Source organism: Sporomusa sp. (genome assembly GCF_057736855.1).
The window spans coordinates 1-2,228 of the sequence record NZ_JBYKYF010000197.1 but is presented as its reverse complement, the minus strand read 5'-3'; the positions used below and the strand labels follow the sequence as shown (position 1 = coordinate 2,228).

Annotated in this window: 3 protein-coding genes; all 3 read right to left on the bottom strand. The window is 42.9% G+C overall.

The window, feature by feature from the left end:
* A partial coding sequence (locus AC29Z1_RS12355) for a branched-chain amino acid ABC transporter permease (protein ID WP_488271767.1) occupies positions 1-796 on the bottom strand: 796 nt, incomplete at its 3' end.
* A 10-nt stretch (positions 797-806) separates the two neighbouring features.
* The gene (locus tag AC29Z1_RS12350; protein ID WP_488271766.1) at positions 807-1,703 is read right to left on the bottom strand and encodes a branched-chain amino acid ABC transporter permease; all 897 of its coding nucleotides are present in this window, start codon (positions 1,701-1,703) and stop codon (positions 807-809) included.
* 109 nt (positions 1,704-1,812) lie between these two features.
* Positions 1,813-2,228 (bottom strand): ABC transporter substrate-binding protein (locus AC29Z1_RS12345; RefSeq protein ID WP_488271765.1); only part of this gene is annotated, 416 nt, incomplete at its 5' end.

Genomic DNA, 2,228 nt, shown 5'->3' with positions numbered 1-2,228 from the left:
CCGATACAAAGGTCAACAAAACAGCGCCGGTAATACTGCCAGTAATACTGCCCAGACCGCCTAATACCACCATTGTCAAAATATCAAACGATTTCATGAAAGTAAAAGAGGCTGGATGGGCAATATAAAAGTAATGCGAAAATAGCGATCCAGCCACACCAGCAAAAGCTGCCCCGATGGTGAAGGCTAATACTTTATATTTTGTTGTATCAATACCCATGGCTTCTGCTGCAATTTCGTTCTCGCGAATCGATATGCAAGCCCGCCCATGTGTTGAATTCACAAAGTTTTTAATGACAAATACGGTAAATACAACAAACACAAATACCCAAGTAAAATCAGTATAACGTGGAATCCCCATAAAACCGGAAGCGCCACCAACATATTGGATGTTCAAAATACAAATCCGGATAATTTCGCCTAACCCTAAGGTTGCAATTGCCAGATAATCGCCTTTTAATCGCAACGTCGGCAGACCAATGGCAAAACCCAATACCCCGGCTGCCATCGCACCACCAATAATCGCAACCAAAAACGGCAATTGCATTTTCACCGTAAGCACAGCACTTACATAGGCACCGACAGCCATAAATCCAGCATGGCCTATGGAAAACTGACCAGTAAAACCATTAATAAGATTAAGGCTTACGGCCAAAATAATATTAATACCGATTAAAATTATATTAAGCTGCCAAAACGAACCAATGATATCTGCCAGCATTAGACCTTGGATAATAGCGTATCCGAGAAAACAGGCCAATAATGCCTTCATATCTGTTTTTGTTTTATTATTCATGGCCTGTCACCTACACTTTCTCCCGGACATTTTTACCCAAGAGGCCTGCCGGTCTCCATAATAAAATAATAATCAGGATGGCAAAAGCTGCTGCATCCCGGAACGTGGAAGACCAGAAGCCGCTGACTAATGCTTCAATAACACCTAAAATCGTACCGCCAAGCATAGCGCCCGGGATATTGCCAATACCACCCAGAACGGCGGCAACAAAGGCCTTTAGACCTGGCATAATGCCCATGAGCGGATCAATGGAGTTATAGTAAATACCAACAAGTACGCCAGCCGCAGCCGCTAGCGCTGAACCAATACCAAACGTAAATGAAATTACTTTATCAACATCAATACCCATGAGACGGGCGGCATCGGTATCAAAGGACACAGCACGCATAGCCTTGCCCATTTTGGTATAGTGTACGACATAGGTCAGAGTGACCATCAGTAGCAGGGATACCCCCAAAATGACGATTTGCTGGTTATTAATCACCAAGCCGCCCAAATTATAAACCTCCGCAGTAAATATTGCCGGGAAGGTTCGCGGCTGTGGTGTCACCATAAGCATTCCGCCATATTCCAAAAACAACGATACACCAATAGCTGTAATTAATATGGCAATTTTAGGTGCGCTTCTTAGTGGACGATACGCAACCCTTTCGATAACCATACCTAAAATACTGGCAACAGTCATAGCAAAAATCAGTGCTGGTACAAAGGAAAATTTAAATACCGTGGTAGCAAAAAACCCTGCATAGGCGCCCACCATATAAATATCGCCGTGAGCAAAGTTGATCAACCTGATTATACCGTAAACCATAGTATAACCCAATGCTATGAGCGCATAAATACTGCCCAGGGATATACCATTAATTAATTGTTGTCCAATCTGTGCGATAAAGTTTGAAGATTCCAATGCGCTCTCCCCTCTCCATTTTCAAATAATATATAGTGTATATGAAAGGCCGGTTGGTCCGGATGACCGGAGCAAAAACTCCGGCCACAGGGAACGCAACACACCTTATTTAAGGATTAACCTTTTCTCTAAAGGTTTTATTGCCGTCTTTCATCTCAATAATTACAGCGCTCTTAATCGGATCATGATTGGCATTAAAAGTGATTAAACCGGAAACTGCCTGATAATCTTTGGTTTTGGCCAATTCATCTTTGATCTTGACAGGATCAGCACTGTTAGCACGTTTTATGGCTTCAATAACCATCATGGTAGCATCATAGGATAGAGCCGCAAAAGCGTCTGGAGTTTGATTGTATTCTTTTTTATAAGCTTCAACAAACGTTTGCACCGCCGGGCTATTATCATCAGGCGAGTAGTGATTACTGAAGAAGGTATTATTTAAAGCTTGTGCGCCAGCAATTTCCGGAAGTTTAACCGAATCCCAGCCGTCACCGCCAAGGAAAGGTACAGTAAGACCAAGCTCAC